Raw genomic sequence first — 6,753 nt, forward strand, 5'->3', positions numbered from 1 at the left:
TTTTTGTGAACACCCGCGAAACCTGTGGGAGCGGGCTTGCTCGCGAAAGCGATGGGTCAGGCAATGATGATGTTGAAGGGATGGACGCCTTCGCGAGCAAGCTCGCTCCCACAGGGATCTAGGGTGAAACGGTTTTTTGTGAACACCCGCGAAACCTGTGGGAGCGGGCTTGCTCGCGAAAGCGATGGGTCAGGCAATGATGATGTTGAAGGGATGGACGCCTTCGCGAGCAGGCTCGCTCCCACAGGGGATTTGTGGTGTGACGGGGTTTTGTGAACACCCGAGAAACCTGTGGGAGTGAGCCTGCTCGCGATGGCAGTGGGTCAGGCGATGATGATGTTGAATGGCCGGGCGCTATCGCGAGCAGGCTCACTCCTACAGGGGATTTGTGGTGTGACGGGGTTTTGTGAACACCCGAGAAACCTGTGGGAGTGAGCCTGCTCGCGATGGCAGTGGGTCAGGCAATGATGATGTTGAAGGGATGGACGCCTTCGCGAGCAGGCTCACTCCTACAAGGAATTTGGGGTGAAACGGGGTTTTGTGAACACCCGAGAAACCTGTGGGAGTGAGCCTGCTCGCGATTGCAGTGGGTCAGGTAATGATGATGTTGAAGGGATGGATGCCTTCGCGAGCAGGCTCACTCCTACAAGGAATTTGTGGTGGAACGGGGTTTTGTGAACACCCGAGAAACCTGTGGGAGTGAGCTTGCTCGCGAAAGCGGTGGGTCAGGCAATGATGATGTTGAAGGGATGGACGCCTTCGCGAGCAGGCTCACTCCTACAAGGAATTTGTGGTGAGACGGGATATCGAGAACACCCAAGAATCCTGTGGGAGCTGGCCTGCCAGCGATGGGGCCCGAATCAACAGCGCTTCAGGGCCTGCTTGTGCGCATACATCGCGCCATCCGCGTCGGCGAGCAAGCGATCTACGGTTTCATGGCGTTTGGCGTCGTACTCGATCTGCCCGACGCTGAAGCGAATCGCATAACCCCGATGCAGCGTGGCATTACGCTCTTCAAGGATCTCCTTGAGCCGCGCCATGATCGCCGTGGTTTCGATATGACTCGACCCCGTCAGCAGCGCGACAAACTCATCCCCACCCAACCGCCCCACCACATCGCTCTCGCGAAAGGCAATTCGCAGCACATCGGCAAAGGTCTTCAGCGCGCTGTCGCCCTCGGCATGCCCGTAAAGATCGTTGATCTGCTTGAAATCATTCAGATCAAAAAACAGCAACGTCGCCGGCCGCTCCAGCCGTGCGCAGGCGTCCAGCGCATGCTGCGCCAGTTGCTTGAACCCGCGACGATTGGACAGCAACGTCAGCTCGTCCATGCTCGCCATCTGCACGGCCGTCAGTTCTTGCTCGGCCATTTCCGCCAGATCACGCAAGAGCGCGCGTTCTTCATCATCAAGTTCGCGAGGTTTGGTGTCGAGCAGGCACAGCGTGCCCATTTTATTGCCGTTGGGCACGGTCAGCGGGTAACCGGCATAAAAGCGAATATTCGGCTCGCCGGTCACCAGCGGATTATCGTGGAAACGCACGTCCTCCCGCGCATCCGGGACCAGCAGCAGACCATCATTGAGAATCGCATGCCCGCAGAACGAGATATCCCGTGGTGTCTCGGTAGCCGCCAGGCCCACGCAGGATTTGAACCACTGACGATCCTTGTCGACCAGCGTCACCAGCGCAATCGGCACATTGAACAGTCGTTTGGCCAGCCGCGTCAGCCGATCGAAACGCTCCTCCGGCGCTGAATCGAGAAGGTCGAGGCCGTGCAGCACCTGAATTCGCGCCGCTTCATTGGCAGGTTTTCCTGGAACCAGCATTCGCACACTCCGTTGGCAACAATTCATTTCAGCGTAGCGCAAATCAGCGCGAGGTCACCTCATCAGATGCCTGCCACCGGACACGGCCCGCCCGCATCGGCCCAGAGCTTGAATTGCTCGACAAAAATGTCATGCGGCACCGGCACCGGCGCGCGCCCTGCCCCGGGATTCCAGCCCCACAACACCAGTTTGTCTTCGCTGACGTGTTTGATCAGCGCAGCAAAATCGCGATCGCCGTTGCTGGAACGATCCTTGATCATCGCGCAGAGTTTGTCCGGTGGCAGGCCGATCCAGGCCATTTTGTGCGCCGCGGGTGGCAGGCTCCAATGCGGCGCACCCGGCGGTGCATGCGGGCCGTAACTGGCCGGCGGATTGTTTTCTGCGTGACAGGTGGCGCAGGGCAAACCGGCCGCGCCCTTGCCGTCCATGCCGCGCACCACGTTCATCGCATGCGGAATGCCCGCGTCGAACTGCAGCGGCGAATCGCCGGGGATATGGCAGTTCTGGCAGCGCGGACTCTGGAAGACTTTCTGCACCGTGCCGAAGGCTTTAAGCGCCTCCTGATCATCGGCAAACAAGTCCGAGGCATAACCGCCGAGCCCCAGCAAAACCACCGTGCCCAACACTAGATGTCGTTTCATCTCACACCCCCGACAATTGCAGCGGCAACTCGCGCAGACGCTGCCCGGTCAGGGCGAACACCGCGTTGGCCACCGCTGGCGCAGTCGGCGGCACACCGGCCTCGCCGATGCCGCCGGGTTTGTCGCTGCTGGGCACGATGTGCACTTCCACTACCGGCATCTCGTTGAGCCGCAGCACCTGATAATCGTGGTAGTTGGACTGCATCACCGCGCCGTCCTTGAGCGTCAGTTTGCTGTGCAGCGCCATGCCCAGGCCGAAGGTGATGCACGATTCCATCTGCGCGGCGATGCTCTGCGGATTCACCGCGATCCCGCAGTCCACCGCGCAAACCACGCGGTGCACGCGAATCGCCAGATTGTCCTGCGACACCTCGGCGACCTGCGCCACGTAGCTGCCGAACGATTCGTGCACCGCCACGCCGAGTGCATGACCATCCGGCAACGGAGCCTTCCAATTGGCCTTCTCCACCGCCAGATTCAAGACACCTAGATGCCGAGGATGATCCTTGAGCAAGGTTCGTCGGTACTCGACCGGATCCTTGCCCGCCGCCGTGGCCATTTCATCGATCAACGATTCCATGACAAAACCGGTGTGGCTATGGCCCACCGAGCGCAGCCACAACACATTGATGCCAGTCTGCGGCGAATGCAGATCGACCTGATGATTGGCCAGACCTTTGACGTAAGGACTGTCGGCCACGCCCTCGACCGACGTCGAATCGATGCCGTTCTTAACCATGGTTTGCTCCAGCATGGTGCCCGCCATGATCGACTGCCCGACCAACACATGCTGCCAACTCGACGGCAAACCATCAGCGCCCAAACCGATCTTCGCCTGATGCAGGAACATCGACCGGTAGTAACCGCCACGAATGTCATCTTCCCGCGACCATACGGTTTTCACCGGCATAGCCGCGGCTTTCGCCACTTGCACGGCTTCGGCAACGAAGTCCGACGTTGGATTGGCTCGACGCCCAAAACCGCCGCCAAGAAACTCGGTGTGGATTTCCACTTGTTCAGGCTTCAGCCCGGTGATCTTGCCGGCGACCATTTGATCCAGCGTCTGAAACTGCGTCCCCGTCCAGATCTCGCATTTCTCGGCACTGATCTTCACCGTGCAATTGAGCGGTTCCATCGGCGCATGGGCCAGATACGGCACGCTGTATTCGACATCGATTTTCTTCGTCGCTTTGCCAAAAGTACCCTTGGCATCCCCGGCCTGACTGGCTGACGTGCCTTGCGTCGTGGCCAGTTTGCGGAAACTCTCCAGCAATTTTTCGCTGCTCAGATCCGCATGCGGGCCCAGATCCCAGTCAATCTTCAGCGCATCTCGCCCGAGCTTCGCCGCCCAATAATGATCGGCAATCACCGCGATGCCCGTCGGCACTTGCAGCACTTTGTGCACGCCCGGCACCGCCAACGCTTCGGCGCCTTCGAAGGATTTGACGCTGGCGCCGAACACCGGGGCGCGCGCGACCATCGCCGTCATCAAGCCTTCGAACTGCACATCCATGCCGAACTTGGCGCGGCCGGTGATTTTCTCCGGCGTGTCGAGGCGCTTGGTCGGTTTGCCGATGACTTTCCAGTCCTTGGCTTCCTTGAAAGTGATCGACTTTGGATCCGGCACGGGGAGTTGCCCGGCGGCGTCCGCCAGCTCGCCGTAAGTCGCACGTTTGTCGCCGGCAATCACCACGCCTGACTCGGTGCGAATCGCCGAGGGCGCCACTTCAAAACGCTTCGCCGCTGCTTCAACCAACATTTGCCGAGCGGTCGCGCCTGCCAGCCGATAGCGATCAAACTCCATCCACGTCGACGTTGAACCGCCGGTAATCTGCATGCCGCCAAACCCCGGCATGCCGTAGTCCGCTGCTGATGCGGGCGAATGTTCGACGCGGATCTTCGACCAGTCGGCATCCAGCTCTTCGGCAATCAACATGGTCAGGCCGGTCCAGATGCCCTGGCCCATCTCCGAATGCCCGAGCAACACGGTGACGCTGTTGTCCGCCGCGATGCGCAAAAACGCATTCGGCGCAAAGACCTTGCCTTCGTTCTCGGCCGCATAGGCAAACTTATGTCCGCCGGGGACGACGAACGCCACCACCAAGCCGCCGCCCAACACGGCGCTGCCCTTGAGAAAACCCCGACGCGATACAGGACTGTTCATCACCCGACTCCCACGTAATCAATCAGCCGATTTCCGATGCACGCTTCACCGCTGCGCGGATTCGCGGATAGGTGCCGCAGCGGCAGATATTGCCGGAGAGCGCCTGGTCGATATCGCTGTCGGTGGGTTTGGGGATTTTCGCCAGCAATGCGGCGGCAGACATGATCTGCCCCGACTGGCAGTAACCGCACTGCACCACGTCAAGTTCAGCCCAGGCTTGCTGCACCGGGTGCGAACCGTCGGTGGACAGGCCTTCGATGGTGAGAATTTTCTGCCCGTGGGCCACGGCGGTTGCGGGGGTGATGCAGGCGCGCAACGGCGCACCGTCAACGTGCACAGTGCAAGCTCCGCACTGGGCCATGCCGCAGCCGAATTTGGTACCGGTCAGGTGCGCGACATCGCGCAGAACCCAGAGCAACGGCATGTCCGCGGGGACATCGAGCTCCTGATCCTTGCCATTGATATTCAAGGTCAGCATCGGGGAATTTCCTCAGACTCACGGTGTTCTGAAGGGGCGCCGCTGTGGCCAAACATGCCTACGCGCGCCTCGGCTTATCCCTTTCAGCAAAGCCTAAATTGCGCATGAAGCCAGACGTTGCGACCACCGGTCATGCAGATGTCGACTTTAATCCTACAGTTGATAACGGCTCGCACCCGAGCCATCACCTTAAAAAACGCGTCACGAGCGAAACCGGTCCGCGCCCACCGCGCGGGTTATCCATCACATTGGTCTGGAGTAGCGAACATGGGATTTGTCACCACCAAAGACGGCGTCGAAATCTTCTACAAAGACTGGGGCCCGAAAGACGCGCCGGTGATCCACTTCCACCACGGCTGGCCGCTGAGCTCGGACGATTGGGATGCGCAGATGCTGTTTTTCCTTGGTAAAGGCTTTCGGGTGATTGCCCATGACCGCCGTGGCCACGGGCGTTCGAGCCAGGTCTGGGACGGCCACGACATGGATCATTACGCCGACGATGCGCTGGCGGTGGTCAATCATCTGGGCGTGAAGAATGTTGTGCATGTCGGCCACTCGACCGGTGGCGGTGAGGTCATTCATTACATCGCCCGGCATGGCCAGGACAACGTCGCCAAAGGCGTGTTGATCAGCGCGGTGCCGCCGCTGATGGTGCAGACCGAGAGCAATCCGGGTGGGTTGCCGAAATCGGTATTCGATGAGTTTCAGGCGAATTTGGCGGCGAACCGGGCGCAGTTTTACCGGGATATTCCGACCGGGCCGTTTTACGGCTACAACCGGCCAGGGGCGAAGGCGTCCGAAGGGGTGATCGCCAATTGGTGGCGCCAGGGCATGATTGGCGGGGCGAAGGCGCATTACGACGGGATCGTGGCGTTTTCGCAGACGGACTTCACCGAAGACCTGAAGAAAGTCACCGTGCCGGTGTTGGTGATGCACGGTGAGGATGACCAGATTGTGCCGTACGCCAACTCGGCGCCGTTGTCGGCGAAGTTGCTGCCGAACGGCACACTGAAGTCGTACCCGGGGTTTCCACACGGGATGCCGACGACGGAGGCGGATACCATTAACGCGGATCTGCTGGCCTTTATTCGCGGCTAAAATTGCTGGTCATACACACTCTCCCCTGTGGGAGTGAGCCTGCTCGCGAAAGCATTCAATCAGACATTGCCGTGCTGACTGACCCACTGCTTTCGCGAGCAGGCTCGCTCCCACAATGATGTGTGCCAATCCTCTATTCTGAGATCCACATCCATCCCCTGTGGGAGCGAGCCTGCTCGCGAAAGCATTCAATCAGAAATTGCTGTGCTGACTGACCCACTGCTTTCGCGAGCAAGCCCGCTCCCACAATGATGTGTGCCAATCCTCATTTCTGAGATCCACACCCCATCCCATGTGGGAGTGAGCCTGCTCGCGAAAGCATTCGATCAGACATTGCCCTGCTGACTGACCCACCGCTTTCGCGAGCAGGCTCGCTCCCACAATGATGTGTGCCAATCCTCTATTCTGATATCCACACCCATCCCATGTGGGAGCGAGCCTGCTCGCGAAAGCATTCAATCAGACATTGCCGTGCTGACTGACCCACTGCTTTCGCGCGCCCCCCCCCCCCCCCCCAAAAATTTTGGGCAACAAAAATATGTGGTT

The 6,753-nt window shown here is 59.7% G+C and carries 5 protein-coding genes and 1 pseudogene; 1 reads left to right on the plus strand and 5 read right to left on the minus strand.

Annotated elements, in window-relative coordinates:
- Positions 1-149: 149 nt before the first annotated feature.
- The 5 genes and pseudogenes from QMX93_RS29055 to QMX93_RS29075 all read right to left on the minus strand — a co-directional run.
- Positions 150-245, minus strand: a pseudogene (locus QMX93_RS29055) (metal ABC transporter ATP-binding protein); the annotation flags it as partial.
- A 615-nt stretch (positions 246-860) separates the two neighbouring features.
- Complete coding sequence (locus QMX93_RS29060; RefSeq protein WP_159815512.1) at positions 861-1,826, minus strand: sensor domain-containing diguanylate cyclase; 966 nt, start codon at positions 1,824-1,826, stop codon at positions 861-863.
- Between the two features lie 62 nt (positions 1,827-1,888).
- Positions 1,889-2,467: a hypothetical protein gene (locus QMX93_RS29065; RefSeq protein ID WP_053119368.1), complete on the minus strand. Its 579-nt coding sequence runs from the start codon at positions 2,465-2,467 to the stop codon at positions 1,889-1,891.
- A gap of 1 nt (position 2,468) precedes the next feature.
- Complete coding sequence (locus tag QMX93_RS29070) at positions 2,469-4,631, minus strand: xanthine dehydrogenase family protein molybdopterin-binding subunit (RefSeq protein WP_282359010.1); 2,163 nt, start codon at positions 4,629-4,631, stop codon at positions 2,469-2,471.
- Positions 4,632-4,653: 22 nt separating this feature from the next.
- Positions 4,654-5,109 (minus strand): (2Fe-2S)-binding protein, encoded by a 456-nt coding sequence (locus tag QMX93_RS29075; RefSeq protein WP_003224136.1) that lies wholly within the window; start codon positions 5,107-5,109, stop codon positions 4,654-4,656.
- A 267-nt stretch (positions 5,110-5,376) separates the two neighbouring features.
- On the opposite strand from QMX93_RS29075, the gene QMX93_RS29080 reads away from it, so the two are divergent.
- Positions 5,377-6,207, plus strand: coding sequence for an alpha/beta hydrolase (locus QMX93_RS29080; protein ID WP_212545895.1), 831 nt, complete (start codon positions 5,377-5,379; stop codon positions 6,205-6,207).
- Positions 6,208-6,753: the final 546 nt, after the last annotated feature.

The sequence above is a fragment of the Pseudomonas sp. PS01303 genome (genome assembly GCF_029959385.1).
Classification (GTDB): Bacteria; Pseudomonadota; Gammaproteobacteria; order Pseudomonadales; family Pseudomonadaceae; genus Aquipseudomonas; species Aquipseudomonas rustica.

Bases quoted from the DNA above. Each gene is read 5' to 3' on its own strand.
- QMX93_RS29060 (WP_159815512.1), bottom strand. From the start codon at position 1,826: ATGCTGGTTCCAGGAAAACCTGCCAATGAAGCGGCGCGAATTCAGGTG.
- QMX93_RS29065 (WP_053119368.1), bottom strand. From the start codon at position 2,467: ATGAAACGACATCTAGTGTTGGGCACGGTGGTTTTGCTGGGGCTCGGC.
- QMX93_RS29070 (WP_282359010.1), bottom strand. From the start codon at position 4,631: ATGAACAGTCCTGTATCGCGTCGGGGTTTTCTCAAGGGCAGCGCCGTG.
- QMX93_RS29075 (WP_003224136.1), bottom strand. From the start codon at position 5,109: ATGCTGACCTTGAATATCAATGGCAAGGATCAGGAGCTCGATGTCCCC.
- QMX93_RS29080 (WP_212545895.1), top strand. From the start codon at position 5,377: ATGGGATTTGTCACCACCAAAGACGGCGTCGAAATCTTCTACAAAGAC.